Source organism: Stenotrophomonas humi, assembly GCF_001431415.1.
Classification (GTDB): Bacteria; Pseudomonadota; Gammaproteobacteria; order Xanthomonadales; family Xanthomonadaceae; genus Stenotrophomonas; species Stenotrophomonas humi.
Map to the genome: position 1 here is coordinate 98,033 of NZ_LDJI01000009.1, position 24,251 is coordinate 122,283.

The 24,251-nt window shown below is 64.2% G+C and carries 27 protein-coding genes; 6 read left to right on the plus strand and 21 right to left on the minus strand.

Going from position 1 to position 24,251, the window contains the following annotated elements; all coding sequences use genetic code 11:
* Positions 1-79: 79 nt before the first annotated feature.
* The 5 genes from miaA to rlmE form a co-directional block, all read right to left on the minus strand.
* Entirely contained in the window at positions 80-1,033 is a 954-nt protein-coding gene (gene miaA, locus ABB26_RS04735; protein ID WP_057632444.1) for a tRNA (adenosine(37)-N6)-dimethylallyltransferase MiaA, read from the minus strand.
* Positions 1,033-1,929, minus strand: a complete 897-nt coding sequence (folP, locus tag ABB26_RS04740; protein ID WP_057632446.1) for a dihydropteroate synthase — start codon at positions 1,927-1,929, stop codon at positions 1,033-1,035. Before folP ends, miaA begins: the two co-directional genes overlap by 1 nt.
* Positions 1,929-2,114, minus strand: coding sequence for a hypothetical protein (locus tag ABB26_RS04745; protein ID WP_057632448.1), 186 nt, complete (start codon positions 2,112-2,114; stop codon positions 1,929-1,931). The genes folP and ABB26_RS04745 overlap by 1 nt, the downstream gene beginning before the upstream one ends.
* Before the next feature lie 111 nt (positions 2,115-2,225).
* Positions 2,226-4,154: an ATP-dependent zinc metalloprotease FtsH gene (ftsH, locus tag ABB26_RS04750; protein ID WP_057632450.1), complete on the minus strand. Its 1,929-nt coding sequence runs from the start codon at positions 4,152-4,154 to the stop codon at positions 2,226-2,228.
* A 53-nt stretch (positions 4,155-4,207) separates the two neighbouring features.
* Positions 4,208-4,840, minus strand: coding sequence for a 23S rRNA (uridine(2552)-2'-O)-methyltransferase RlmE (gene rlmE, locus ABB26_RS04755; RefSeq protein WP_057632453.1), 633 nt, complete (start codon positions 4,838-4,840; stop codon positions 4,208-4,210).
* Between the two features lie 64 nt (positions 4,841-4,904).
* On the opposite strand from rlmE, the gene yhbY reads away from it, so the two are divergent.
* The gene (gene yhbY, locus ABB26_RS04760) at positions 4,905-5,210 is read left to right on the plus strand and encodes a ribosome assembly RNA-binding protein YhbY (RefSeq protein ID WP_057632455.1); all 306 of its coding nucleotides are present in this window, start codon (positions 4,905-4,907) and stop codon (positions 5,208-5,210) included.
* A 16-nt stretch (positions 5,211-5,226) separates the two neighbouring features.
* A complete protein-coding gene (locus ABB26_RS04765) occupies positions 5,227-5,607 on the plus strand; it encodes an Mth938-like domain-containing protein (protein ID WP_057632456.1) in 381 nt (126 codons plus the stop codon).
* 85 nt (positions 5,608-5,692) lie between these two features.
* Here the strand turns inward: ABB26_RS04765 and ABB26_RS04770 are convergent, their stop codons facing one another.
* The 5 genes from ABB26_RS04770 to surE all read right to left on the minus strand — a co-directional run bounded on the left by ABB26_RS04770 (position 5,693) and on the right by surE (position 8,919).
* On the minus strand, positions 5,693-5,926 hold the full coding sequence (locus ABB26_RS04770) for a hypothetical protein (protein WP_057632458.1): 234 nt from the start codon (positions 5,924-5,926) through the stop codon (positions 5,693-5,695).
* A 141-nt stretch (positions 5,927-6,067) separates the two neighbouring features.
* Positions 6,068-6,835 carry a peptidoglycan DD-metalloendopeptidase family protein gene (locus ABB26_RS04775; RefSeq protein ID WP_057632459.1) on the minus strand — a complete coding sequence of 256 codons (768 nt, stop codon included), beginning with the start codon at positions 6,833-6,835 and terminating at the stop codon, positions 6,068-6,070.
* Positions 6,832-7,446, minus strand: a complete 615-nt coding sequence (locus ABB26_RS04780; RefSeq protein ID WP_057632462.1) for a YqaA family protein — start codon at positions 7,444-7,446, stop codon at positions 6,832-6,834. The genes ABB26_RS04775 and ABB26_RS04780 overlap by 4 nt, the downstream gene beginning before the upstream one ends.
* A gap of 19 nt (positions 7,447-7,465) precedes the next feature.
* Positions 7,466-8,143: a protein-L-isoaspartate(D-aspartate) O-methyltransferase gene (locus tag ABB26_RS04785; RefSeq protein ID WP_057632464.1), complete on the minus strand. Its 678-nt coding sequence runs from the start codon at positions 8,141-8,143 to the stop codon at positions 7,466-7,468.
* On the minus strand, positions 8,140-8,919 hold the full coding sequence (gene surE / locus ABB26_RS04790) for a 5'/3'-nucleotidase SurE (protein ID WP_057632467.1): 780 nt from the start codon (positions 8,917-8,919) through the stop codon (positions 8,140-8,142). The genes ABB26_RS04785 and surE overlap by 4 nt, the downstream gene beginning before the upstream one ends.
* 181 nt (positions 8,920-9,100) lie before the next feature.
* Here surE and ABB26_RS04795 point away from each other — a divergent pair, with 181 nt between their 5' ends.
* Positions 9,101-9,640, plus strand: a complete 540-nt coding sequence (locus ABB26_RS04795) for a Smr/MutS family protein (protein ID WP_057632469.1) — start codon at positions 9,101-9,103, stop codon at positions 9,638-9,640.
* 9 nt (positions 9,641-9,649) lie between these two features.
* Here the strand turns inward: ABB26_RS04795 and truD are convergent, their stop codons facing one another.
* The 7 genes from truD to ABB26_RS04830 all read right to left on the minus strand — a co-directional run bounded on the left by truD (position 9,650) and on the right by ABB26_RS04830 (position 15,869).
* The gene (gene truD / locus ABB26_RS04800; RefSeq protein WP_057632471.1) at positions 9,650-10,720 is read right to left on the minus strand and encodes a tRNA pseudouridine(13) synthase TruD; all 1,071 of its coding nucleotides are present in this window, start codon (positions 10,718-10,720) and stop codon (positions 9,650-9,652) included.
* Positions 10,717-11,217, minus strand: coding sequence for a 2-C-methyl-D-erythritol 2,4-cyclodiphosphate synthase (gene ispF / locus ABB26_RS04805; protein WP_057632473.1), 501 nt, complete (start codon positions 11,215-11,217; stop codon positions 10,717-10,719). Before ispF ends, truD begins: the two co-directional genes overlap by 4 nt.
* Positions 11,218-11,263: 46 nt before the next feature.
* On the minus strand, positions 11,264-11,962 hold the full coding sequence (ispD, locus tag ABB26_RS04810) for a 2-C-methyl-D-erythritol 4-phosphate cytidylyltransferase (RefSeq protein WP_057632475.1): 699 nt from the start codon (positions 11,960-11,962) through the stop codon (positions 11,264-11,266).
* Positions 11,959-12,318 carry a cell division protein FtsB gene (ftsB, locus tag ABB26_RS04815; RefSeq protein WP_057632477.1) on the minus strand — a complete coding sequence of 120 codons (360 nt, stop codon included), beginning with the start codon at positions 12,316-12,318 and terminating at the stop codon, positions 11,959-11,961. The genes ispD and ftsB overlap by 4 nt, the downstream gene beginning before the upstream one ends.
* Positions 12,319-12,323: 5 nt before the next feature.
* Positions 12,324-13,616, minus strand: coding sequence for a phosphopyruvate hydratase (eno, locus tag ABB26_RS04820; protein WP_057632479.1), 1,293 nt, complete (start codon positions 13,614-13,616; stop codon positions 12,324-12,326).
* Between the two features lie 204 nt (positions 13,617-13,820).
* Positions 13,821-15,485, minus strand: coding sequence for a CTP synthase (gene pyrG, locus ABB26_RS04825; RefSeq protein ID WP_057632481.1), 1,665 nt, complete (start codon positions 15,483-15,485; stop codon positions 13,821-13,823).
* A 129-nt stretch (positions 15,486-15,614) separates the two neighbouring features.
* Entirely contained in the window at positions 15,615-15,869 is a 255-nt protein-coding gene (locus ABB26_RS04830) for a hypothetical protein (RefSeq protein WP_057632483.1), read from the minus strand.
* 157 nt (positions 15,870-16,026) lie between these two features.
* Here ABB26_RS04830 and parE point away from each other — a divergent pair, with 157 nt between their 5' ends.
* Complete coding sequence (gene parE / locus ABB26_RS04835; RefSeq protein WP_057632485.1) at positions 16,027-17,916, plus strand: DNA topoisomerase IV subunit B; 1,890 nt, start codon at positions 16,027-16,029, stop codon at positions 17,914-17,916.
* A 232-nt stretch (positions 17,917-18,148) separates the two neighbouring features.
* On the opposite strand, the gene ABB26_RS04840 is transcribed toward parE, so the two are convergent.
* Positions 18,149-19,270 carry an inorganic phosphate transporter gene (locus tag ABB26_RS04840; protein ID WP_057632487.1) on the minus strand — a complete coding sequence of 374 codons (1,122 nt, stop codon included), beginning with the start codon at positions 19,268-19,270 and terminating at the stop codon, positions 18,149-18,151.
* Positions 19,271-19,281: 11 nt separating this feature from the next.
* Positions 19,282-19,908 (minus strand): DUF47 domain-containing protein, encoded by a 627-nt coding sequence (locus tag ABB26_RS04845; RefSeq protein WP_057632489.1) that lies wholly within the window; start codon positions 19,906-19,908, stop codon positions 19,282-19,284.
* 273 nt (positions 19,909-20,181) lie between these two features.
* Between ABB26_RS04845 and ABB26_RS04850 the strand changes: the two genes are divergently transcribed.
* A complete protein-coding gene (locus ABB26_RS04850; RefSeq protein WP_057632492.1) occupies positions 20,182-21,525 on the plus strand; it encodes a hemolysin family protein in 1,344 nt (447 codons plus the stop codon).
* Positions 21,506-22,171, plus strand: coding sequence for an exopolysaccharide biosynthesis protein (locus ABB26_RS04855; protein ID WP_425477242.1), 666 nt, complete (start codon positions 21,506-21,508; stop codon positions 22,169-22,171). The genes ABB26_RS04850 and ABB26_RS04855 overlap by 20 nt, the downstream gene beginning before the upstream one ends.
* A 168-nt stretch (positions 22,172-22,339) precedes the next feature.
* Here the strand turns inward: ABB26_RS04855 and ABB26_RS04860 are convergent, their stop codons facing one another.
* Positions 22,340-23,332 (minus strand): LLM class flavin-dependent oxidoreductase, encoded by a 993-nt coding sequence (locus ABB26_RS04860; protein ID WP_057632496.1) that lies wholly within the window; start codon positions 23,330-23,332, stop codon positions 22,340-22,342.
* A gap of 157 nt (positions 23,333-23,489) precedes the next feature.
* Positions 23,490-24,245 (minus strand): sulfurtransferase, encoded by a 756-nt coding sequence (locus ABB26_RS04865; RefSeq protein WP_057632499.1) that lies wholly within the window; start codon positions 24,243-24,245, stop codon positions 23,490-23,492.
* Between the last annotated feature and the right edge of the window lie 6 nt (positions 24,246-24,251).

Sequence of the window (24,251 nt, forward strand, 5' to 3'; positions counted from 1 at the left end):
TTATTGTTCTTATGGGCCGGATTCAGCGACTCCCCGTGCGCCGATCCGGAACAGCGATGTTACACCGCCGGGCGCCCCATCACCTTCCCAGAAACAGCGAAACGGCGTTCTGCAGGCGTTGCATGTCACTGGCGGGATCCAGCCAGCGGGCGTCCAGCTCACCCCGCAGCCAGGTCAGCTGCCGCTTGGCCAGTTGACGGGTCGCGAATATTCCCTTGTCGCGGAATTCAGCGGCCGTGCCCTGCCCGTCCAGGAACTGCCAAGCCTGCCGATAGCCCACCGCCCGCACTGCCGGCAGGTCCAATGGAGACTCCACCGTGGCCATCTGCGGCAAGGCGCGCAGCTGCCGCACTTCGTCCAGGAAACCGTTGGCCAGCATCAGGTCGAAACGTCTGGCGATGCGCTGATGCAGCACCGCGCGGTCTGCCGGCGCCAGCACCAGCTTCAGCACCCGCGCAGGAAGACGTGCGATGCCGGGCAGCGCCTGCCAATGGCTGATCGGCTTGCCGGTCAGGCGGTACACCTCCAGTGCCCGCTGGATGCGTTGCGGGTCGGTGGCGTGAATCCGCTTGGCAGCGGCAGGATCCACCTGCGCCAACTGCGCATGCATGGCTGGCCAGCCCAGTGCGTCGGCCTCGGCGGTGATCTGCACGCGCAGCGCCGGGTCAGCCTCGGGCATCGGCGACAGCCCCTGCAGCAACGCGCGGAAATACAGGCCCGTGCCCCCGGCGAGAATCGGCAGTTTGCCGCGCGCCACGATATCGCGCACCGCAGCAGCAGCGGCGGCGGCAAACTCAGCGGCCGAATATGTCTGCCACGGATCACGCAGGTCCAGCAGATGATGCCGGATGCCGGCCTGCTCTTCGGCATCGGGCTTGGCCGCGCCGATGTTCAATCCGCGATACACCAGCGCCGAATCAACGCTGACGATCTCGCCGTCGTAAGCTTTGGCCAGCGCAATGGCCGCGGCCGTCTTGCCCGACGCAGTCGGCCCCATCAGGGCGATGGCGAGCGGGCGTTGATCGGCAGCCATCACTCCTCGTCCGGCCAACGCGGCATCGCCGGCTTGTCATTGCGTGGCGCGGGCACCGCATCCATCGCCGCCAGCACCTTCAGCGCATCGACCGTTGCCGCGACATCGTGCACGCGCACGATCATCGCGCCGCGCTGCACCGCCAGCAGATGTGCCGCCACCGAACCGGCAACCCGGTCGGCCGCCGCCGCGCGGCCCGTGACATCACCGATGCAGCGCTTGCGCGACAGCCCGGCCAGCACCGGCACGCCCAGCGTCAGCAGCCGCTCCTGTCCTGCAAGGAGTACGAAATTCTGTGTGACATCCTTGTTGAAGCCGTATCCCGGATCAATCGCCAACCGCTTGCGACCGATGCCTGCCATCTCGGCAGCGAACACGCGCTCGGTCAGGAAACGCTGCACTTCAGCGGCGATGTCGCCATACGCCTGCGCAACACCCGCATCGTAGGGCCCGCCCACGGCATGCATCAGCACCACCGCGGCATCCGAGTCGGCGACAACCTCCAGCGCACCTGGCTGCCGCAGCGCCTGCACGTCATTGACCATGCCTGCACCCGCCGCCAACGCCGCGCGCATCACCTCGGGCTTGAACGTATCCACGCTCACCGGCACCGCGACCCGTGCGACCAGCGCCTCGATCACCGGCACCACGCGGTCAATCTCTTCCTGCACCGATACCGGCGTGGCGCCGGGCCGGGTGGATTCACCGCCCACGTCCAGCAGATCCGCGCCTTGTTCGACCAGCGCCAAGCCGTGCGCGATGGCCGACTCCAGGCTGAAATGCTGCCCGCCGTCGGAGAAGGAATCCGGGGTGACGTTGACGATGCCCATTACCTGCGGCCGGTCCAACCGCAACAGGCGGCCAGCGCAATCCAGAGTCGGTGCGATATCGAACATCAGCGCTTGTTCCTTGAACGGATCTTGTGACCGATCAGGCTCATCACCACACCCAGCACCACACCGATGAAGATGCCAGCCAGGAAATTGTTGTACTTCAGGCCAAAAGCGACACCCGCAACGGTGGCGATGATCATTTCCGGCATGTAGAGCGGCGGTGGCTGCGGCGGTGTTGGGTCGTTCATGGCGGTACCGGAGAAGCGGAAGTCGGCCCTATTCTCACCCAGCACTACGCTGGGCGCATACGAAAACGGGCCGGTAAACCGGCCCGTTTTCCTGAAACCATCGCACCAGGATCAATGCTGACCGGCTGGATCGCTGATCGGCGTCACCGGGCGCTGGTCATCGCCACCCTTGCCGTCATCGGTACGGTCATTGCTGACGGTCTTGGCTACCCAGCCTGCCGGCGGCGAAGGCTCGCGGCCTTCCATGATCGCCTTGACCTGGTCGGCATCGATGGTCTCCCACTCCAGTAGCGCAGCGGTCATCGCTTCAACGATTTCGCGCTTCTCTTCCAGGATTTTGTAGGCAACTTCGTACTGCTCATCCAGGATGCGACGGATCTCCGCGTCCACCTTCTGCTGGGTGGATTCGGAAATGGTCTTGCTGTGCATGCCGTAGCTGGCTTCCTCATCGGCATAGACCATGGTGCCCATCACGTCGGACATGCCGTACTTGGTCACCATGCCACGAGCCAGTTTGGTCGCGCGCTCGAAGTCGTTGGAGGCACCGGTCGACATCTGGCCGACGAAGATCTCCTCTGCGATACGGCCACCGAACAGGATCGCCAGCTCTTCCAGCATGCGGTCCTTGTACTTGCTGATGTGGTCGTGCTCCGGCAACTGCCAGGTCACGCCCAGCGCCCAGCCGCGCGGCATGATCGTCACCTTGTGCACCGGGTCGGCCTTGGGCAGCGACATCGCCACCACCGCATGACCGGACTCGTGATAAGCGGTATTGCGACGCTCATCCTCGCGCATGACCATGCTGCGACGCTCCGGACCCATGTAGATCTTGTCCTTGGCGTCCTCGAAGTCCTTCATGTCGACTTCCTGCTTGTTGCGACGAGCCGCAAACAGGGCGCCTTCATTGATCAGATTGGCCAGGTCGGCACCGGAGAAGCCCGGGGTACCGCGCGCCAGCACTTCCGGACGCACGTCATCGGCGGCCGGCACCTTGCGCAGGTGCACGCGCAGGATCTGCTCGCGGCCCTTGATGTCCGGCAGGCCGACCATGACCTGACGGTCGAAGCGGCCCGGACGCAGCAGCGCCTTGTCCAGCACGTCGGGGCGGTTGGTGGCGGCGATCACGATCACGCCCTCACCGCCCTCGAAGCCATCCATTTCGACCAGCATCTGGTTCAGGGTCTGCTCGCGCTCGTCATGACCACCGCCCATGCCCGAGCCACGATGACGGCCCACGGCATCGATTTCGTCGATGAAGATGATGCACGGCGCGTGTTTCTTGGCCTGCTCGAACATGTCGCGCACGCGGCTGGCGCCGACGCCGACAAACATCTCGACGAAGTCCGAACCCGAAATCGCGAAGAACGGCACCTTGGCCTCGCCGGCAATGGCGCGGGCCAGCAGCGTCTTGCCGGTACCCGGCGGGCCCACCATCAGCACGCCACGCGGAATCTTGCCGCCAAGCTTGGTGAACTTGGTCGGGTCACGCAGGAACTCGACCAGTTCGCCGACTTCTTCCTTGGCTTCGTCGCAACCGGCGACGTCAGCGAAGGTGACCTTAATCTGGTCCTCGCCCTGCAGCTTGGCGCGCGACTTGCCGAAGGACATCGCGCCCTTGGCACCACCGCCACCGCCCTGCATCTGGCGCATCATGAAAATCCAGAAACCGATCAGCAGCAGCACCGGCAGGAACTGCAGTACCAGGCCCCAGAAACCCGGGCCGGTGGCCGGCTCCTGACGCGCCACTTCAACGTTCTTGGAATACAGCTGATCCAGCAGCTTGGGATCGGCCGGAGCGAACAACGCGCCTTCCGAACCGTCCGAGCGCTTGAAGCGCAGATGGTTGGTGGTCAACGTGGTCTTGTCGGTGTACTCGACCGATTTGATCCGGCCCGAGTCCACTTCCTGCAGGAACTGGGTGTAATTGCGTGCATCACCGGCAGTCACAGCCGCGCCACGCGGGGCGAAGCTCTGGAACACCACCATCAGCACGACGGCGACAACCACCCATAGCAGGAGGTTCTTGGTCAAGTCGTTCATCCTCATCGGCTCCGGCGTTCCTCTATTTTTTTACGCAATTCGTATGGTTGAGATTACTTGATCTGCGCACGCTTGCCTTGACCCAAGGCATAAACCTCGGATGAACGCTTGCGTGAAGCGTCCGGCTTGCGAATGGCGACTTTCTCATAACGACGGCGCATCTCGCGCACGTAATCATCAAAGCCCACGCCCTGGAACAGCTTGATCAGGAACGCGCCACCGGGCTTGAGATGGTTGTCGGCAAAATCCAACGCCAACTCCGCCAGGTGCATCATCCGCGGCTGGTCGACCGCATCCATACCACTCTTATTGGGGGCCATATCCGACAGCACAAGGTCCACCGGCTGATCACCGAGCATGGCTTCAAACTGCGATAGAACGTCCTGCTCCCTGAAGTCGCCGTGAAGGAACTCCACGCCGGCCAGTGGCGGCATTTCCAGGATGTCCAACGCCAGTACCCGGCCGGTGTCGCCCATCTGCCTGCGCACCTGCTGCGACCAGCCGCCGGGCGCGGCGCCCAGGTCGACCACCACCATGTGCGGCTTCAGCAGCCGGTCACGCTCCAGCAGCTCTTCCAGCTTGTAGGCCGCGCGCGAGCGCATGCCCTCCTTCTGGGCCTTTTTCACAAAAGGATCGGAGAAGTGTTCTTTCAACCAGCGCTGGCTGCTCTTACTACGGGAGGGCATTGGCAATAGGGCTCACAGGGGTGGTCATGATACCCTGAACCCCCTTGATAACCCGTATTCCTGCATGTCTATTGTCCTGACCTCGGCCCAGAACCGATTCCTGCGCGGCATCGCGCACGATCTGAAAGCACTGCTGCAGATCGGTGGCAAGGGGGTCACGCCTGCCTTCCTGGCTGAATTGGACGAGGTGCTGGAACGCCACGAACTGGTCAAGGTGAAGGTCGGCGCTGAAGACCGCGAAACCCGCGACGCCCTCATCGCCGAGCTGGTCAAAGCCAGTGGCAGCGCGCTCGTGCAGCGCATCGGCCACGTTGCCGTGCTGTATCGTCCGGCCAAGGAACAGCGCCAGATCGTGCTGCCCCGCGGCTGAGAGCCGAGAAACCGCCATGCTGTTGAGCCGCGAACTTCCTGATTACAGTTATTCCCTGCGCTCGGCCGATGGCCATCAGGCCAAGGTCAACGACCGCATCCTGACCCGCAGCTTCGTGCTGGCGCCGAACACGCTGCTGGAAGATTGGCCGGTACATGCGGTGGCTGAGCTGACCATCGAGCATCTGGCCCCGGCACTGGAACAGAACCCCGCCGTAGTGATTCTAGGCACCGGTGAGAAGCAGGTGTTTCCATCGGCGTCGGTAATGGCCGCCTGCCTGACTCAGGGCATCGGCATCGAAGTCATGAACAACGCCTCGGCCGCCCGCACCTTCAATGTGCTGGCCGGCGAAAATCGACGCGTCGTGGCAGCTTTCATCGTCGAAAGCACGGGCTGAACCCGCACCTTGCACCAGTAGACAGCAAAAGCCCGGCCTGACGCCGGGCTTTTTTTCTGGTGGTGCCCACGCGACGCTCCACGCGCTAACGCAGGCGCAACGGCTCGCCCTTGATCCAGCACACCAGCAGCACCAGCAATACCACGCTCCAGTTGTAGATCAGGAAGCGCACATAGCTGGCGGCCGGCGGAAAGATGAAGAAGCCAGCGACCAACAACACCGCGGCAGTTGCATAGACGAGCCAGCCCTGCCAGGTGATCGGCAATCCCCAACCCCACCCCTGCGCCTTGGCCGGAAACCAATAGCCTGCTTTGCACATGGAGACCTCCCTTGTCACCTCACAACGAAACCCGCGGCGTGATCGCAGCGCAGCCATGGCGCAGCGCTTCCCACCCCCATGGCTCCACAAAGCCGACCGACGTCATGGAGACCGAACCGCGCCGTTCGCCGGCGCGGCTCCTTACTTCTTCGGCAGATAGATCAACGGATCGACCGGCTTGCCGTTGTAGCGGATTTCAAAGTGCAGCATGTCGCGAGACGTGCCGGTACGGCCCATCTCGGCGATCTGGTCTCCGGCCTTGACGCTCTGGCCCTCGTTGACCAGGCGCTTGCGGTTGTGGCCATACGCCGACAACCACTGGTCGTTGTGCTTGATGATGATCAGCTCGCCATAACCCACCAGACCGGCACCCGAATACACCACCACGCCCGGGCCTGCCGCGCGCACGGCCTGACCGCTGCTACCGGCAATATCGATACCCTGCTTGGTTGCCTCACCCGCGACGAAGCGGCCGACCAACGCCCCTTCTGCCGGCCAACGCCAGCCGATGCCGCTACTCACCGGCGCCGGAGTCGGCGCTGGCGTTACGGTTGTCGGACGCGTTGCGGTGCTTCCGCCGGTTGTCGGGCGCGTGGTCACTGCAGTGCTGCCGCCCGGATAGAGCCGCAGCGTCTGCCCCGGATAGATCGTGTACGGCTCGGCCAGCCCGTTCCAGGCACCGAGGTCACGCGGGGTGATGTTGTGGATGCGGGCCAGCCCGTAAAGAGTGTCGCCACGACGCACCACCACGCTCTGCCCCGGCTTGGCCACCGACGTGCGCGGCGTGGTCGACGAACCACCACTGCCGGACGGCTTCACCACCGTGGCCGTGCCGCAACCCGCCAACGCGGCTATCGCCAGCAGTGCCACCGCATTGCGGATTCCCTTGCCAAACAGCTTTGCATTCATGCGAATTTCGCCCTCCAGACCAACCAACCGACCAAGCCGGCCACGATTACCGTGGCAATCCAGCCCAGCGGTTCAATCCAGCGGCGCAGCGCTTCGGCCGCGCGCGCGCCACCAAAGCGGATCACCGCCGCCAATACATACACCCGCTTGCCACGCCCGACCAACATGCTGATCAGGTACTGCGGCAACGGTACGCCGACGATACCCGAGGCCCAGGTGAAAACCTTCATCGGGATCGGCATGAAACCACCCAATATCAGGAACGTCACCACGGCCCAGGGCGACTCGGCCATCTTCTGCTGCAAGGTGGTGATGCCGGCCTCGATGGCTGGCAGCATGCCCATCGCGGCGAACACCGGCTTCAGCGCCTCGAATGCGTAGTGGCCGAGCGCATAGCCGACCAGCGCACCCACCATCGAACCGGCCAGGCTCAAGGTCGCAAAGCGCCAGCCCTTGCGCGGCTGGGCCACACACATCGGCATCAGCATCACTTCCGGCATGACCGGGAAAATGATCGCTTCGATGAAGCTCAGTACCGTCAGATAGGTGGGCGCACGTTCGTGGGCGGCCCAGCGCATGGCACGGTCGTACAACGGCCCGAAAATCTTCATCGCGATTGGGGATCCTGTCTTAGTCCAACATGCCCGACAGCAGGGGCACGAAGCTCACCGGCGCCAGTTCTTCCTTGGTGATGGTGCCATCCGCCTGCCGCGTCAGTTGCAACAGCACCTGTCCACCCGGCCCACCCACGGGCGCCACCAGACGCCCGCCAATGGCGAGCTGCTCGATCAATGCATCCACCAACGCCGGTGCGGCAGCGGTCACCACGATCGCGTCATACGGGCCATGTTCGGGCCAACCGATACGGCCGTCGTCATGCTTGCTGCGGATGTTCATGCCCAGGTGGCGGAAGCGTTTGCGCGCCTGCCGCAACAGATCGCCGATGCGCTCGACGGTAAACACTTCCAGCCCAAGCGCGGCAAGAATCGCAGCCTGGTAGCCGGAGCCGGTGCCCACTTCCAATACTGTTTTGGGTTCGACCGACAGCACCGCTTCGGTCATGCGCGCCACCACCCAGGGTTGAGAGATGGTCTGGCCATGGCCGATCGGCAGGGCCGTGTCTTCGTAGGCGCGTGAAGCCAAGGCCTCGTCGATGAACAGGTGACGTGGCACGACGCGCACTGCATTGAGGGTGGCTTCGTTGACGATGCCGGCCTCACGCAGGCGGTCGACCAAGCGGTCGCGTACGCGCTGCGAGGTCATGCCGATCCCCACCGCTTCGGGCTGCAGGCGCAGACGCGGCGTCATTCCGCCTTCCCCAACGACCCGGTAAGCCCACCCACCCAGCCGGCGACTTTTTCAAGCGCCTCGTAGCGGGTCAGGTCCACCTGGATCGGCGTGATCGAAATGTGGCCGGTGCGCACGGCATGGAAATCGGTGCCCGGGCCGGCGTCCTGTTCACTGCCTGCCGGGCCGATCCAGTAAACGGTATTGCCGCGCGGGTCGGTCGCCGGGATGCAGGCCTCGGCACGGTGCCGATTGCCCAGCCGGGTGACCTCGAAACCGCGGACGTCTTCCCATGCAAGGTCCGGCACGTTGACGTTGAGAATGGTGTCGGCCGGCAGAGGATCAGCGATCAGCCGTGCCACTATCTCCACCGCAGCCTTGGCGGCCGTGCGGAAATGCTTGGCTTCATGCTTGTGCGTGACCAGCGACACCGCCACCGATGGCAGGCCAAGGAAGCGGCCTTCCATCGCCGCCGACACCGTGCCCGAATAGATCACGTCGTCACCGAGGTTGGCAGCATTGTTGATGCCCGACACCACGATGTCCGGTTCGTAATCCAGCATGCCGGTCAGCGCCAGGTGCACACAGTCGGTCGGCGTACCGGATACCGCGCAGGTGTAGTGGTCGATGCGACGCAGGCGCACCGGCAGGTCGAGGGTCAAAGAATTGGACGCGCCGGAGCGGTCACGGTCGGGCGCCACCACGGTGACTTCATGTCCGGCATTGCGGAGCTCCTCGGCGAGCACCTTGATGCCCGGAGCGTCCACACCATCGTCGTTTGATACAAGTACGCGCATTAAAGACCTGAATCACTGGATCAATACGCGGCGCCCCTGTCCCGCCGCCGCAATCATCGGCACTTCCGGCTGGGTGACCACCGGTCGAACCGACATGAAGGGCCATGATACCGGAATGCGTCGTGGCACTTCCCCCTCAACCGGGACTTGCCTGCGACCGGGCGCACGTTACGCTGTACGCATGTCGTACCCCGAAGATGAAGATGATGCCGCCCTGTTCCGCTCGGCCATTGGCGAAGTGACGCCCATGCGCCCGGTGGAGACCCCGGTCACGGGCAAACCCCGCCCCAAGCCGCGGGCGCGCATGGCCGAGCAGGATGAATCCCAAGCGCTGGGTGAGTTCGCCCGACTGCTGCGCTCCAGCGGGCCATTGGATGCGGGCGACGTCGCCAGCTACAGGCGCGAGAACCTGCCAGCGCGGATGTTCCAGCGGCTCAAGCGCGGCCAGTATTCAGTACAGGATGAATTGGACCTGCACGGCGCCACCGCCGCGCAGGCCGAAATGATGCTGCGCGAGTTCCTGCTGGAGGCCCACGCGCACGAGCATGGCTGTGTCCGCATCATCCACGGCAAAGGCCTGCAGTCCGATGGCGGGGCGCCGGTCCTGAAGAATCTCGTGGATCGGATGTTGCGCCAACGCAACGATGTGCTGGCGTTTCATTCCGCGCCATTGACCCAGGGCGGCACCGGCGCGGTGCTGGTGCTGCTGGCCAACCGCTGAGGCGGCAACTTACTCTGCAGCCGCCACTTCGTTGCGACTGGCGTCGATTTCGCCACGACTGGCGTCAACCACTTCACCCAGCTCATGCAGCACCGCCGTCGCGTAGCAACCCGAGGGCAGCGCGAATGAAATCTCCAGCGTCTGCGCATCCAGCCAGGCGTGCTGCATCAGCGCAGGGCGCAGACGCAACGAGCGTCGCTCCTGCTTGAGTTCGGCCTGCTCCAACCCGGCGCGCAGTGCGATGGCCTGCTCGTCGGACAAGGCCTGGTCTTCCAACGCCCGCGCGGCACCGGTCGAACGCAGCTCACCCACGCCCCACAGCGGCGCGCTGGGATGAATGTCGAACCGCGCCAGACGCTCCGCCAGCACGTCGCTCATCGGCTCCGGGCCGAACACCGAACGACTGCCGTCCAGCATCCACACTTCGCCGTCCAGCGGCGTGTCCCAGTTGCCCTGCTCCACGCGCGCGGCCAGCACCCGGTTGAACAGCGCCGACCGGGCTGCCGACAGCAGCATCGAGCGCTGATCCTTGCGCACGCGGCGGCCAGCGAACATCTGCAACGCGGCGGGCACGTTGCCGCCGTCGCGGCCAAACCGCTGTTCACCAAACCAGTTGGGCAGGCCGCGTGCGGCAATGGTCTGCAGCCGCTCGGCGATGGCTTCGTGATCGCCCTGCACATCGCGCAGCACCAGCTTGAAACGATTACCGGCCAAGGCACCACGTTGCAGCTTGCGGTTGTGCCAGGTCGATGCCAGCACCTGCATTTCCTCCGACTCCAATGCCGCCAGATCCGGCGCGACGCGCTTGGGCAGGTGCACGCTGAAGCGTTGCGTGGTCACCGCATGGCGATCCTTCTGCCCGGCATAGCTCACGCCCATTTCCGGCACGCCAGCCCACTGCGCCAGGCGCTTGGCGATGGCCACGGTGTTGGCACCGCGCTTGCGGATATCCAGCAACAGGTGTTCGCCCTCGCCGGTCGCCTCGAAGGCGGGCAGCTCATCGACCTGGAAATCTTCCGGCACACTGCGGATCGCAGCGGTCAGCAGCGGCGCACCGAACGCCAACGGCAGTGCGTTCATGCGGCCACCAGCAGCACGACGGCCTGCGCGGCGATGCCTTCTTCGCGACCGGTGAAGCCGAGCTTCTCGCTGGTCGTGGCCTTGATGCTCACCCGATCCAGCGCGATGCCCAGCAACTGCGCCACCTTCTCGCGCATGGCCAGCGCGTGTGGACCAACCTTCGGCCGCTCACAGATCACGGTGATGTCGGCATTGCCGACCTGCCAACCGCGCTCGCGAAGCAGTTCGTTGCAATGGCTGACGAAGCGACTGCTGTCCGCGCCTTTCCAGCGGTCATCCGACGGCGGGAAATGCACGCCGATATCACCCAGCGCCAGCGCACCCAGCATCGCATCGCACAGCGCATGCAGCGCCACATCACCATCGCTGTGCGCAAGCACGCCGCAACGGTGCGGCACCTGCACGCCAGCGAGCATGATGTGGTCGCCATCGCCGAAGGCATGCACGTCGTAGCCCTGGCCGATGCGGACGGGCGGGAAAGGAGCAGAAGAATTCATGGCAATACGGTTTCTTGGCTGCGTCGACGGCAAGCGCCGACAGGGATCAGCTGTCGCGTCGCGACAGCTCGAATTCAAAGCGGGCCAGATCGGCCGGCGTGGTGACCTTGAAGTTGCTCTCGGCACCTTCCACCAGCAGTGGTCGAACGCCCAGACGCTCCATCGCCATCGCCTCGTCGGTCACGTCCACACCGGCACTGCCGGCGTCGAGCAAGGCGCGGGTCAACTGGTGACGGCGGAACAACTGCGGGGTCAAGGCGCGCCACAGCCGCTCGCGCGGCTCGGTGCGATCAATGCCGCCGTCATCGCCGGCACGCTTGAGGGTGTCGCGCACCGGTGCGGCGAGGATCGCCCCGACCGGATCGGCGCGACCGACTTCCAGCAATCGCCCCAGGTCCACGGCAGCCAGGTTGGGGCGCGCGGCGTCATGCACCAGCACGAAGTCGTCGGCGCGCACGCTGTCCGGCAACGCCTGCAGGCCAGCCAGCACCGATGCGGCACGGGTTTCACCGCCCACGCAGGTGAGCACCGGCTTGTCGGAAAACGACGTCCAGCCCGGCCAGTCGGCATCGTTCTCGGCAATGGCCACCATAACCCCGGCCACGCCGGGATGCGACAGCAACGCCTGCAGAGCATGCGCCAGCAACGGCTCGCCATCCGCCAGCAGATACTGCTTGGGTACCGGACTCCCGAAGCGGGTGCCACGGCCGGCGGCAGGAACCACTGCCCATACCTGAGTGATCACGGCACCGTCTCCAATTGCGTTGGGTCACTGTGCTCGACAGGCGCCGCCGCCGGCGCGCGCGGCGCAGGCACCGGCGCGTCCTCGACCACGCGGTAGAACTTCTCGCCGGGCTTGATCATGCCCAGCTCGCTACGCGCACGCTCTTCGATGGCCGCTTCGCCTTCCTTCAGATCCTTGACCTCGGCGGCCAGCGCATCGTTGCGCTGCTGCAGGCCATCGTTGTCCCGCTTCTGGTTGGCGACCTGCGCTTCAAGCATCATCACTTCACCCGAGTTACCCGGGCCGAACCAGAAGCGGTACTGCAGCCAAGCCAGCAGTACCGCGAGCACCAGCAGCAGCCAGCGCCAGTTGCGCATCAGGGTCAGCGCTTCAGTGACACGAACGCGTCACGGCCGGCGTAACGCGCGCCACTACCGAGGGCTTCCTCGATGCGCAGCAGCTGGTTGTACTTGGCCACACGATCGCTGCGGCAAAGCGAGCCGGTCTTGATCTGGGTGGCGGTGGTGGCCACGGCGATATCGGCGATGGTGGTGTCTTCGGTTTCGCCCGAACGGTGCGAGACGATGGCGGCGTAGCCGGCCTTGTCGGCCATGGCGATGGCTTCCAGGGTCTCGGTCAGGGTGCCAATCTGGTTGACCTTGATCAGGATGGCGTTGGCGGTGCCGGATTCGATGCCTTCGGCGAAGATCTTCGGGTTGGTGACGAACAGATCGTCGCCCACCAGCTGTACTTTCTTGCCGATACGGTCGGTCAGCAGCTTCCAGCCAGCCCAGTCGTTCTCGGCCAGGCCGTCTTCGATGGTGATGATCGGGTACTGCGTGGTCCAGTCGGCCAGGAACTCGACGAACTGCTCGGAGGTCAGGCGCTTGTTCTCGCCGACCAGGTTGTACTTGCCGTTCTCGTAGAACTCGCTGGAAGCGACGTCCAGGCCGAGCAGGATGTCTTCGCCGGCCGTGTAACCAGCCTTGCCGATGGCTTCCAGGATGGTGTCCAGCGCTTCGACGTTGCTGCGGAAGTCCGGCGCGAAGCCGCCTTCATCGCCCACTGCCGTGCTCAGGCCGTGGCCCTTCAGCACCGACTTGAGCGCGTGGAAAATTTCGGTGCCAGCACGCAGCGATTCACTGAACGAGCTGAAGCCAACCGGCAGCACCATGAACTCCTGGAAGTCCACGTTGTTATCGGCATGCGCGCCACCGTTGATGATGTTCATCATCGGCACCGGCAGCGACGGCGTGGCGCCGGTCTTGCCGGCCAGGTATTGCCAAAGCGCCTGCTTCTTCGAGGCGGCTGCGGCGTGCGCGGCGGCCATCGAAACACCCAGCAACGCATTGGCGCCCAGGCGGCCCTTGTTCTCGGTACCGTCCAGATCGATCAGGCGACGATCCAGGCCCTGCTGGTCATCGGCATCGAAGCCGGCAAGCGCAGTGGCGATGGCGCCGTTGATATTGCCCACCGCATTGCGCACGCCCTTGCCCAGATAACGGGTCTTGTCGCCATCGCGCAGTTCCACCGCTTCCTTGGTGCCAGTGGAAGCACCCGAGGGCACTGCGGCGCGGCCGAAGGAGCCGTCGGCCAGGGTGACTTCGGCTTCCAGCGTGGGATTACCACGGCTGTCGAGGATTTCACGGGCGTGGATCTTGGCGATGTTGGTCATGGTCTGGGGAATAGGCTCGTTTGGGTGAGTCTGCAATCGACGGGAAACACAAAAACCGTTGGAAGTTTAAACGAAGCGCAGGCCAGCGCGGCGCGTTGCTTTCGCCTGAAAGCGGCCCCGCCCCGGAAACGGCCCGACCTGAACGACAATGGCCCGCTCGGGGCGGGCCATTGCCTTCATTCAACTACCGGGAAAGCGTGCGCCTCAGGCCCTTGCTTCCTTCAGCAGCTTGCCACCGGCCTTCTTCTCGCGCGCGGCGCGGATGAAACCGATGAACAGCGGATGCCCGCCGCGCGGCGTGGACAGGAACTCCGGATGCGCCTGGCAAGCCAGGAACCACGGGTGCTTGTCACGCGGCAGCTCAACCACTTCCACCAGCGTGTCGTCCATCGACTTGCCGGCGATCACCAGACCTGCATCTTCCAGCTGGGTGCGGTAGCGGTTGTTGAACTCGTAACGGTGACGATGACGCTCGGCCACCACGTCCTTGCCGTACAGCTCGTGAGCCAGGGTACCCGGCTTCAAGCGCTGTTCCTGCAGCCCCAGGCGCATGGTGCCACCCAGGTCGGACTTCTCGTCACGCTTCTCGACATCACCACTGGCGGTGCGCCACTCGGTGATCAGGCCGATCACCGGGTTCGGCGACTGGCGGTCGTTCTCGGTGCTGTTGGCGCCTTCCAGCCCGGCCACATGGCGGGCGAAATCCACCACCGCCGCCTGCATGCCGTAGCAGATACCGAAGTAAGGCACGCTGTGTTCACGGGCGTACTGCGAGGTCAGCACCTTGCCTTCAAAGCCACGGTCGCCGAAACCACCCGGCACCAGGATGCCGTCCACGCCTTCCAGCCCAGCCAGCCCGGACTCTTCCAGCTCCTGTGCTTCCAGCCATTTCAGGTTGACCCGGGTGCGCTGACGCAGGCCGCCGTGTTTGAGCGCCTCGCCCACCGACTTGTAAGCGTCCTGGTGATCGACATACTTGCCGACAACGGCAATGGTCACTTCGTCCAACGGGTGCAGCGCCGCATCCAGCACCGACTCCCACTCGGACAGGTCAGCCGGGCCGGCCTTGTCGGTGAGCTTGAGCTGGTTGACCACGATCTCATCCAGGCCCTGCGCATGCAGGCCCATCGGCACGCGGTACAGCACTTCCACGTCCGGCACGCTGATCACGGCGCGCTCGGAAACGTTGGTGAACAGCGAAATCTTGCGGCGCTCCGAATCCGGAATCGCCTGCTCGGAACGGCACAGCAGCACGTCCGGCTGGATGCCGATCGAGCGCAGCTCCTTGACCGAATGCTGGGTCGGCTTGGTCTTCAGCTCACCGGCGGCCGCGATGAACGGCACCAGCGTGAGGTGCATGAACAACGCCTTCTCCGGGCCGCGCTCGGTGCGCACCTGGCGGATCGCCTCCAGGAACGGCAGCGACTCGATGTCGCCCACGGTGCCGCCGATTTCCACCAGCGCCACGTCGAAACCTTCAGTGGCCTCGTCGATGCAGCGGCGGATTTCGTCGGTGATATGCGGAATGACCTGCACGGTGGCGCCCAGGTAATCACCCCGGCGCTCCTTGCGGATCACGTTCTCGTAGATACGCCCGGTGGTGACCGAATTCTTCCGGCTCAAACGGGTGTGCACAAAACGCTCGTAATGGCCCAGGTCCAGATCGGTCTCGGCACCGTCGTCGGTGACGTAGACCTCGCCGTGCTGGAAAGGACTCATCGTGCCTGGATCGACATTGATGTACGGATCCAGCTTCATCATCGTGACCTTCAGGCCACGCGCCTCGAGAATCGAGGCCAGGGACGCGGCTGCAATGCCCTTGCCAAGCGAGGACACCACACCACCGGTAACAAAAATAAGGGGGGTCATGGCTCACTGCCTCCCGGAAAGCCCTAGTTTAAAGGTTGTCGCCTAAACACCCAAGCACAGGATGCGGCGACCTCAAAAAAAAGACGCCCCAGCCTGAGCCGGGGCGTCTGTCATGCCGGGAAAACCGCGTCAGCGACGACGACGGGCTTCCTCTTCCTCTTCTTCACGCGGAGCGGCCTGTTGGTCACCCTGCGCCTTTTCCTGCGCGGCGGCGGCGGCGCGGCGCTTGGCCTTCTGCTCCGCCTCGCTCTGCGCCTTGTCCACCGGGGCAGCCTGGGCGGTTTCACCCGTCCTGGCCTTGTCGGCGGTCTGCGCCATCACGAAGGGAACCGCCACCACCGCGGCGGCAACCGCTGCCAGAACCAGCAATTTCGACGATTTCATCCGTTTGCTCCTCAATATGCCCGCCGGGAAAGGCGAAGCTCATCAAACCGCGTACAGGATACCTCGCCCCGCCTCGCCATGCCCTGAATGCCCTGCGTGCAAAAATCGCCAACAGACCGCAAACTCCCCCGTCGCTTCGCGCCTTAATTCGAGATACATGAACGCCCGTTACAACGCCGCCGACATCGAAGTCCTCTCCGGCCTGGACCCGGTCAAACGCCGCCCTGGCATGTACACCGACACCGCGCGCCCGAACCATCTGGCGCAGGAAGTCATCGACAACTCGGTCGATGAAGCCCTGGCCGGCCATGCCCGGACCGTGGAAGTGGTGCTGTTCAAGGACGGCAGCTGCGAGGTCAGCGATGACGGGCGCGGCATGCCGGTGGACATCCACCCGGAAGAGAAGATCCCCGGCGTCGAGCTGATCCTTACCCGACTGCATGCGGGCGGCAAATTCAACAACCGCAACTACACCTTCTCCGGCGGCCTGCATGGCGTGGGCGTCTCGGTGGTCAACGCGCTGTCCAATCTGGTGGAAATCCACATCCGCCGCGATGGCAGCGAGCACCGCATCACCTTCCGTGATGGCGACCGCGCCAGCCCACTGGAAGTGGTGGGCAGCGTCGGCAAGAAGAACACCGGCACCCGCCTGCGCTTCTGGCCGGACCCGAAGTATTTCGACACCAACAAATTCAACGTCCGTGCGCTGCGCCACCTGCTGCGCGCCAAGGCCGTGCTGTGCCCCGGCCTGACCGTCAAGCTGACCGAGGAAGCCACCGGCGAAGTCGACACCTGGTATTACGAGGACGGCCTGCGCGATTACCTGAAGGCCGAGCTGGGCGAGCGTGAAATGCTCCCGGCCGACCTGTTCGCCGGCAGCCTGAAGAAGGAAACCGAGATCGTCGACTGGGCTGTGGCCTGGTTGCCGGAAGGCGAGCTGGTGCAGGAAAGCTACGTCAACCTGATCCCGACCGCCCAGCACGGCACCCACGCCAACGGCCTGCGCACCGGCTTGACCGAAGCGCTGCGCGAGTTCTGCGACTTCCGCAACCTGCTGCCGCGCGGCGTCAAGCTGGCACCGGAAGACGTCTGGGACCGCGTCTCGTTCGTGCTGTCGCTGAAGATGACCGACCCGCAGTTCAGCGGCCAGACCAAGGAGCGACTGTCCTCGCGCCAGGCCGCCGGCTTCGTTGAAGGCGCCGCGCATGACGCCTTCAGCCTGCTGCTCAACCAGAACGTGGAACTGGGCGAGAAGATCGCGCAGATCGCCATCGAACGTGCCAGCGCGCGCCTGAAGACCGAAAAGCTGGTCACCCGCAAGAAGGTCACCCAGGGCCCCGCCCTGCCCGGCAAGCTGGCCGACTGCATCAGCCAGGACCTGTCGCGCACCGAGCTGTTCCTGGTGGAAGGTGACTCGGCAGGCGGCAGCGCCAAGCAGGCCCGCGACAAGGACTTCCAGGCCATCCTGCCGCTGCGCGGCAAGATCCTGAACACCTGGGAGGTCGCTTCGGGCAGCGTGCTGGCCTCCGAGGAAGTGCACAACCTGGCCATCGCGATCGGCTGCGACCCGGGCAAGGACGATCTGTCCGGCCTGCGTTACGGCAAGGTGGTGATCCTGGCCGACGCCGACTCCGACGGCCTGCATATCGCCACCCTGCTCGCTGCGTTGTTCCTCAAGCACTTCCCGTCACTGGTGGATGCCGGCCACGTGTTCGTGGCAATGCCACCACTGTTCCGCATCGACGTGGGCAAGCAGGTGTTCTACGCACTGGATGAAGAGGAAAAGCGATCGATGCTGGAGAAGATCGAACGCGAGAAGATCCGTGGCCAGGTCAGCGTGACCCGCTTCAAGGGCCTGGGCGAGATGAATCCGCCACAGCTGCGCGAATCCACCATCCATCCCGATACGCGCCGCCTGGTGCAGCTGACCGTGGATGATGGCGAGATGACCCACTCGTTGATGGACATGCTGCTGGCCAAGAAGCGTGCTGCTGACAGAAAGGGTTGGTTGGAGAGCAAGGGGGATCTGGCTTCGCTGGAAGCCTGACACCCCGAGCTCATCGAAGACCGGGATGCCAGGAAATCCCAACCCGGCACTCAAGGGCAACCAGACATCGCGACGCCGGGATTTCACCCCCGGCAGAAGCCCGCCTCCATCGGCGGGCTTTTTAATGCCCCGATCATCCGCACGGATCGCGACCGAGCCCCGTGCCACCTTTCCTGCAGACACAAAAAAGCCCGCCTTTCGGCGGGCTTTTTCTTTGCACTTATAGCACCGCTCAGTGCCAGCCAACCATCTCGAACCCCTTCAGGATCAGATAGGCGCAACCACCCGCCGCGGGAATCGTCAGGATCCACGCCCAGACGATGCGCTCGATCACACCGAAACGCAGCGAACGCGGATTCTTGGCAAAGCCCACACCCATGATCGCGGTGGAGATGCTGTGCGTGGTCGAAACCGGCATGCCGAAGTGCGCGGCCAGCGTCAGGATGGTGGCCGAGCTGGTTTCCGCAGCAAAGCCGTGAATCGGATGAAGCTTGACCATCTTGTGACCCAGGGTCTTGATGATCTTCCAGCCACCCGACGCGGTACCGGCAGCCATCACCACGGCGCAGGTCAGCACGATCCACATCGCGATGCCGTCACCGGCGCTCGCGTCCGGATGCATGAAGGCCAGCCACGACGGCAGGTCGTTCAACGCGCCAGTCGCTTCGGCGCCGATCAGGGTCATGGCGATGATGCCCATGGTCTTCTGCGCATCGTTGTGGCCGTGGGCAAAGCCCATGTAGGCCGCCGACACGATCTGCGCCTTGCCGAAGAACGCGTTGACGATGCGCGGGCGCGCCAGGCGGCCGATCCAGCCACCGACCTTGGCCATGCCAGCGATGATCGCCCACAACAGGCACATCACCACGATGCCAAGCAGGAAGCCGGCGATCGGCGAGGTGATCATCGGCAGGAACACCTTCCACAACAGACCCTTGTTCTGGGCCCAGGTGCCGAGGCGCTCGGACCAGATCAGCACATCCCAGTTATTGTGGGCTGCAGCCAGACCCGCGCCGCACAGGCCACCGATCAAGGCATGCGAGGACGAGGACGGCAGCCCCTTCCACCATGTGATCAGGTTCCAGATGATGCCGCCCAACAGCGCGCACAGAATCACCTGCGGGGTAACGTCGATCACATTGGTGTTGAGCAGGCCCGAGGCGATGGTCAGCGCCACCGCGGTGCCGGTCAGCGCGCCGATGAGGTTCATGAACGCGGCCAGCATCACCGCCCAACCGGGCGATAGCACTTTGGTTGCCACCACGGTGGCGATGGAGTTGGCCGTGTCGTGGAAGCCGTTGATGAACTCGAAGACGAGCGCGGCCAGGATCACCACCAGAACTAAGGTGAGCATGCGGGCGTCCGTCAGCTGTTTTTCAGGACGATCTGGTAAGCCACGACGCCTGCTTCACGGCAGCGGTCGATGGCTTTTTCCAGGATCTCGAAGAATTCCTTGAGCAGGAACATCTGCAGGTTGTCCAGGCGCCCGGAGTAGATGTCGCGGTACAGCTCGAGCATCAGCCGGTCAGCTTCGTTCTCCAGCGAGCGCAGCTTCTCGTTGAGTGCGGTCATCCGATCCAGGTTCATGTGGCGCAGGTCGTTGACCATGTCCACCACGACGCTGGCCGCCTGCTCGAGCATCGCCGCACGCGGGGCGAAGTCGATGTGTTCCAGGTGCGTGGTCGCAAGCGAGTAGCGATCCGCGAACTTTTCGATCTGCTTGGGAATCTTGTACAGCGCCGAACCCAGCGCTTCGATGTCTTCACGCTCGATCGGCGTCATGAAGCTGTCCACCAACGCCTGGCTGATCTTGTCAGAGGCGGCGCGCTCGCGCAGGCGGGCCAGCTTGAATGCGTCCAGGGCCGGCTGACGATCTGCTTCACGCAGCATCGAATGCAGCGCTTTGGCACTGTCCTGGGCGGCTTGGGCAGCCTCGTCCAGCAGGGTATAGAACTGTTTGCCGGAACCGAAAATGGTCTGCAGAGAGAACATGAGAAACCTATTCGCCGTCGCGGGAGGGACGACACCGGGGCGGATTATGACGGTTAGATGGCATCTCGGGTATTCCCGCAGCTTGCCGGGCCTGTCCTGTGAACGACTCGTTGCCGCTCACCCCGCCGGGTTTGCTAATATCCCCCGGCGCCTTCGTGGCGCACCCTATGGACGACGACCCTTACCCCCCGCCGCCGCGCCGGACTCCGCTCCTGAGCGCCTGTGGCCATCGCAAACACCCGCCCTCCCCGCCACCAACCCGGGGAGAGACCCGTGTTTGAATTTTTTATCGTACTCGCGCTGATCCTGCTCAACGGCTTCTTTGCCATGTCCGAAATGTCGGTCATGACCTCGCGCAAAAGCCGCCTCAAGCAGATGGCGAGCTCCAGCAAGCGCGCCGCGCGGGCACTTGAACTCTCTGAAAAACCAGAGAATTTCCTGTCCACGGTACAGATCGGCATCACCCTGATCGGCATCCTGACCGGTGTCTACGGCGGCGATGCCATCGGCGGCGCGATCGCCCAACAGCTGCAGGCGGCCTTCCCGTCGCTGTCGGCCACCTTCTCGCTGGTCGGTGAGCCGCAGCCGTACTCAAGCTTCATCGGCAAGGTGCTGGCGGTCGCACTGATCACCTATCTGACACTTATCTTCGGCGAACTGGTGCCAAAACGCCTCGCCTTGACCCGCTCTGAAGATATTGCAGGCTTCGTCTCGGTGCCGATGAGCTGGCTGGCCCGAATTGCCGCCCCGGGCGTATGGCTGCTGTCGCGCTCCACCCAGCTGGTGCTGCGCATCATCGGGCTGGGCAAGACCGAGTCGGCATCGGTCACGGAAGAAGAGATCCGCATGCTGGTGGCCGAAAGCCACGAGGCCGGCGTCATCGACTCGCATGAGCGCGACATGATGAATCGCGTCATGCGCCTGGGCGACCGCACCGCCGACAGCCTGATGACCCCACGCAACCGCATTGCCTGGCTGGACACCACCGCCGACCCCGCCAAAAACCTTCACACCATGCGTGACCATGCGTTCTCGCGCTACCCGGTGTATCGGGGCAACGACCAGGACATCGCCGGCATCCTCGAGGTGAAGACCCTGGTGACGCGCCTGGAAGGCGCCCATGGCTCACTGTTCGAGAACCTGCGCGAGACGCTGTATGTCTCCGAATCCACCCACGCGATGAAGCTGCTGGAGATCTTCCGCGAAGAACACCAGTCGATGGCGCTGGTGGTGGACGAATACGGCGAGATCCAGGGCCTGGTGACCATCTCCGACCTGATGGGTGCAGTGGTTGGCCGCCTGCAGGCCACTGAAAACTCGGACGAAGACGCATTGGTGGTGACCCGCGCCGATGGTTCACTGCTGGTCGATGGCTCGCTGCCGGTAGACGACCTGCGCGAACTAATGGAAGGCGCCGAGCTGCCGGATGCCGAGGAAGGCGACTACTACACGCTGGCTGGCATGTGCATGCACCAGTTCGGGCGCATTCCGCACGCGGGCGAGTATTTCGACTGGGCCGGCTGGCGGGTCGAGATCGTCGACCTGGATGGCGCACGTATCGACAAGCTGCTGCTGCGCAAGCTGCCGGAAGAAGATGCTGATGACACCACCGGCTGATCGTCCCGACGACACCGTGCAGGACGGCGCCTACCAGAACGAGGGCATCCGTACGCTGCTGGGGATGTTCGAGCGCGGCGACCCGGCCGAGCAGCTGAGCCTGGGCCAGATCCTGCAGGGACTGGAGCAGAGCGCCTTCGGCATGTTTCTGTTCATTGCGATCCTGCCGGCCTTCATACCGATCCCCGGCATCGGCGGCGCGGTCAGCGGGCCACTCGTATTGCTGATCGGCGCGCAGCTGCTGTGCGGCCTGTCGCGCCCGTGGTTGCCGGGCTTCATTGCCCGGCGCGGCCCCAAGCGCGGCACCATGCATACGTTCCTGGGCAAGATCAGTCGCCCGCTGCGACGTCTGGACCGCATGCTCAAGCCGCGTTTGCCGCTGCTGATCAGCCCACTGCCGGCGCGGATGTTCACCGGCGCACTACTGATTCTGGTCGGCGTGCTGTTGTCGCTGCCGATCCCGTTCACCAACTATCTGTTCGGCTTCCAGCTGCTGCTGTTTGCACTGGCGTTGATCGAACGCGACGGCGCGCTGATGCTGGTCAACTGGGCGGCAGCAGTCGCTGCGGTGCTGTTCTTCGGACTGAGCTCGGGGCAGCTGGTGAACGGCGTGATCGAACTGGTGCAGCGCTGGACCGGCGGCTGACGCAGCTGCGGTTGTGTGGGCGGCATCTACCGAGCTGCCTGCTTGGCATAGAAAGCCTGCAATCGTTGAGTGCTTGATTGCAGGCTTCTGCGTTTTCACAGGCATTGTTGGTTTCGCGGCTTAAGCCGCTCCTACACGTTCGTGCAGTGCCCTACATCTGCGGCACTGTTATGCGTGCGATGCCTGCCATGCCTGCATGGCCAGCTCGAACGACCGCAGCCGCGCGGTGTGATCAAAGATGTTGGCGGTCAGCAACATTTCGTCCGGACGATGCCGCTGTGCGAATGCCTGCAAGCCCTCGCCCACCTGGGCTGGATCGCCCAGCACCGTACACGCCAGTGCCCGCTCGACGCCGCTTTTTTCGTGCGGCTCCCAGAACGCCTCGATGTCTTCCACCGGCGGCGGAATCTGCCCGGGGCGTCCACGACGCAGATTCACGAAGCTCTGCTGCTGGGTGGTGAACAGGCGCCGCGACTCGGCCTCCGACTCACTGGCAACGACATTCAACGCCAGGATCGCGTAAGGCTGGCTCAGATGCTCCGACGGTTTGAAATCCCGGCGATACAGCGCCAGCGCTTCATCCATGGAATCCGGCGCGAAGTGTGAGGCAAAGGCGAACGGCAAGCCCATTGCTGCCGACAGCCGCGCACTGAACAGGCTGGAGCCGAGCAGCCACACCGGCACATCCACTCCGGCGCCGGGCACGGCCTGCACACTCTGCCCCGGCTGCGCCGGCGCGAAGTAATGCAGCAACTCGGTCACATCCTGCGGGAACTGATCGGCGCTGTCGAAATAGCGGCGCAACGCACGCGCGGTGGCGTGATCGGTACCCGGTGCGCGACCGAGACCCAGATCGATCCGCCCCGGGTAAAGCGAGGCCAACGTGCCGAACTGCTCGGCGACCTGCAGCGGCGAGTGATTGGGCAGCATGATGCCGCCAGCACCGACACGGATGGTCGAGGTCCCGCCAGCCACGTGACCGATCAGCACCGAGGTGGCGGCGCTGGCGATGCCCGGCATGTTGTGGTGCTCGGCCAGCCAGTAACGGCGGTAGCCCCAGCGTTCGGCATGCTGGGCCAGATCAAGCATGTTGCCAAAGGCCTGCCGTGGGCTGGAACCTTCACAAACGGGGGCAAGGTCGAGAACGGAAAGAGGAATCATGTGGCGGCTTCCAGAGATGATGGAAACGACATGGGGCCGCTGGATCGTAAAGGAACCGCTGTTGCCTGAACGCTGTTTTCTGGAATGGAACAGCCTGACGTCCCAAGCCTGTTACGGGGCAGGCCGCCCTGTGCCACCCCAGCTCGCTGGCCCGACTTCAGGCCGCCTGGCTTTCGTCGCGATCCACCAGCGGCTGCAGCTGGGCGTCCAACGCCACGCGCTCATCGAAGACGAAGCAGCGGCCGTCATAGCCTTCACCGCCCACTTCCTCGAAGTAACCCAGGATGCCGCCTTCCAGCTGCAGCACGTTGTGCATGCCGTCGTTCTGCATCCACAGCGCGGCCTTCTCACAACGGATGCCGCCGGTGCAGAAACTCACCACGGTGGCGTCGGCCAGGCCTTCACGGTGTGGCTCCAGTGCCGCCGGCAGGTCGGTGAACTTGCCAATCGGCAGGGTCAACGCGCCAGTGAAGGTGCCGTGTGCGAATTCCTGTTCATTGCGCGTATCGAGCATCACCACGCGCTTGCCGTCGTCGTCATGGCCCTGCTGCAGCCAACGCTGCACGGTGGCCGGAGCAACGCTGGGTGCACGCGGGTAGTCGAGCGGCTGGCCGTCATCGCGACGGAAGCTGATGATCTCGGACTTGACCTTGGCCTTGAGCCGCGCGAACGGCTGCATCTGGCTGTAGCTGTATTTCACGCGCATGTCGGCAAAACGCGCGTCGGCCTTCAGCGCCGCGTAAAAGGCATCAATGCCTTCGCGACTGCCAGCCAGGAACAGGTTGATGCCCTCGCCCGCCACCAGGATGGTGCCGCGCAGCTCCTGCGTTTTGGCACGTTCCAGCAGCGCCGCATTGAGCGCGTCGGCATCGGGAAGGGGGACGAAATGGTAGGCGGCGGTATTGACGATCATGGGCCG

Excerpts from the sequence above, each read along its gene's own strand:
- ABB26_RS04775 (WP_057632459.1), bottom strand. The coding sequence starts at position 6,835 with ATGAATGCAAAGCTGTTTGGCAAGGGAATCCGCAATGCGGTGGCACTG.
- ABB26_RS04765 (WP_057632456.1), top strand. The coding sequence starts at position 5,227 with ATGCTGTTGAGCCGCGAACTTCCTGATTACAGTTATTCCCTGCGCTCG.
- yhbY (WP_057632455.1), top strand. The coding sequence starts at position 4,905 with ATGTCTATTGTCCTGACCTCGGCCCAGAACCGATTCCTGCGCGGCATC.
- ABB26_RS04865 (WP_057632499.1), bottom strand. The coding sequence starts at position 24,245 with ATGATCGTCAATACCGCCGCCTACCATTTCGTCCCCCTTCCCGATGCC.
- miaA (WP_057632444.1), bottom strand. The coding sequence starts at position 1,033 with ATGGCTGCCGATCAACGCCCGCTCGCCATCGCCCTGATGGGGCCGACT.
- eno (WP_057632479.1), bottom strand. The coding sequence starts at position 13,616 with ATGACCAACATCGCCAAGATCCACGCCCGTGAAATCCTCGACAGCCGT.
- ABB26_RS04795 (WP_057632469.1), top strand. The coding sequence starts at position 9,101 with ATGTCGTACCCCGAAGATGAAGATGATGCCGCCCTGTTCCGCTCGGCC.
- ftsB (WP_057632477.1), bottom strand. The coding sequence starts at position 12,318 with ATGCGCAACTGGCGCTGGCTGCTGCTGGTGCTCGCGGTACTGCTGGCT.
- ABB26_RS04770 (WP_057632458.1), bottom strand. The coding sequence starts at position 5,926 with ATGTGCAAAGCAGGCTATTGGTTTCCGGCCAAGGCGCAGGGGTGGGGT.
- ABB26_RS04785 (WP_057632464.1), bottom strand. The coding sequence starts at position 8,143 with ATGACGCCGCGTCTGCGCCTGCAGCCCGAAGCGGTGGGGATCGGCATG.
- parE (WP_057632485.1), top strand. The coding sequence starts at position 16,027 with ATGAACGCCCGTTACAACGCCGCCGACATCGAAGTCCTCTCCGGCCTG.
- ABB26_RS04845 (WP_057632489.1), bottom strand. The coding sequence starts at position 19,908 with ATGTTCTCTCTGCAGACCATTTTCGGTTCCGGCAAACAGTTCTATACC.
- ABB26_RS04830 (WP_057632483.1), bottom strand. The coding sequence starts at position 15,869 with ATGAAATCGTCGAAATTGCTGGTTCTGGCAGCGGTTGCCGCCGCGGTG.
- rlmE (WP_057632453.1), bottom strand. The coding sequence starts at position 4,840 with ATGCCCTCCCGTAGTAAGAGCAGCCAGCGCTGGTTGAAAGAACACTTC.
- ftsH (WP_057632450.1), bottom strand. The coding sequence starts at position 4,154 with ATGAACGACTTGACCAAGAACCTCCTGCTATGGGTGGTTGTCGCCGTC.
- folP (WP_057632446.1), bottom strand. The coding sequence starts at position 1,929 with ATGTTCGATATCGCACCGACTCTGGATTGCGCTGGCCGCCTGTTGCGG.
- pyrG (WP_057632481.1), bottom strand. The coding sequence starts at position 15,485 with ATGACCCCCCTTATTTTTGTTACCGGTGGTGTGGTGTCCTCGCTTGGC.
- truD (WP_057632471.1), bottom strand. The coding sequence starts at position 10,720 with ATGAACGCACTGCCGTTGGCGTTCGGTGCGCCGCTGCTGACCGCTGCG.
- ispF (WP_057632473.1), bottom strand. The coding sequence starts at position 11,217 with ATGAATTCTTCTGCTCCTTTCCCGCCCGTCCGCATCGGCCAGGGCTAC.
- ABB26_RS04860 (WP_057632496.1), bottom strand. The coding sequence starts at position 23,332 with ATGATTCCTCTTTCCGTTCTCGACCTTGCCCCCGTTTGTGAAGGTTCC.
- ABB26_RS04745 (WP_057632448.1), bottom strand. The coding sequence starts at position 2,114 with ATGAACGACCCAACACCGCCGCAGCCACCGCCGCTCTACATGCCGGAA.
- ABB26_RS04780 (WP_057632462.1), bottom strand. The coding sequence starts at position 7,446 with ATGAAGATTTTCGGGCCGTTGTACGACCGTGCCATGCGCTGGGCCGCC.
- ABB26_RS04840 (WP_057632487.1), bottom strand. The coding sequence starts at position 19,270 with ATGCTCACCTTAGTTCTGGTGGTGATCCTGGCCGCGCTCGTCTTCGAG.
- surE (WP_057632467.1), bottom strand. The coding sequence starts at position 8,919 with ATGCGCGTACTTGTATCAAACGACGATGGTGTGGACGCTCCGGGCATC.